Origin of the sequence: Rheinheimera mesophila (assembly GCF_000986865.1) — a bacterium.
Taxonomy (GTDB): Bacteria; Pseudomonadota; Gammaproteobacteria; order Enterobacterales; family Alteromonadaceae; genus Pararheinheimera; species Pararheinheimera mesophila.
In genome coordinates this window covers 1-806 of the sequence record NZ_LAVS01000083.1, presented here as the reverse complement: position 1 = coordinate 806, position 806 = coordinate 1, and the positions used below count along the sequence as shown (strand labels likewise).

1 pseudogene is annotated in these 806 nt (G+C 50.7%); it reads right to left on the bottom strand.

What is annotated here, in order from left to right:
* Positions 1–806, bottom strand: a pseudogene (locus SD53_RS18670) (hypothetical protein); the annotation flags it as partial.

The window sequence follows — 806 nt, the reverse complement described above, 5'->3', positions numbered from 1 at the left end:
AGGATGGCTGGTACTGCCACAAAGCGGACATTCATCACCCGGTTGCAGTCTGGCTCTGTGACTGCTGAGTTCTGCAATCAGCCGCTCCTGCTGCACTAGTTTTTGTTTATCGGCCACTCTGTCGCTGCATAATTTGAAACGCTCCCGCAGACCTGCCACCTGTTGCTGCAGTTGCTGGCTGTCGTGTTGTTTTTGTTGCAGCTCTTGTTGTTCTTGTTGCCGTTGTTGCAATTTTTGCTGTAAAGCCGCGGCTGTCCTGAATAATAACGGGTAGGTCTGAAGCTGACGGATGTACTGCTGAATTTGCTGTTGCAGCTTGGGTAGCTCAATCGAACAGAGCGCAGCACTGTGCTGTAATTGCTGCTCCAGTTGCTGTAGTTCAGCATTTTTTTGCTGTAACTGCTGCTGTATTTGCTGAATGTCATTTTTTGCAAGCTGAGCCTGCAGCTTATTCTGCTGCTCTCGTATTTGCTGACGTTGGTGCAGCAAGGGTTTCCAGCCTGCAACCGCAGCCGTCAGTTCTGCTCCAAAAGGTTGTTGCGCCAGTTGCGCTGTGAGGCTTTGACTGTGTTGTTGTAACTGCTGAACCTGCTGTTGCGCCTGTTGCTGTAGTTGCAGCGCCAGAGCCTGTGCTTGCTGCAACTGCAACTGCTGCTGATGTTTTAACTGCTGCAGTTGACTGGCCTGAAGATGTTGTTGCTCCTGAGCTTCTGCAACCGCAGAGCGTTGCTGCTGCAACTCTTTGTACAAAGGCAACAAAACAGCGGCCTGCTGATAATGCTGTAACTTCGCCAAGATCGGAAGAG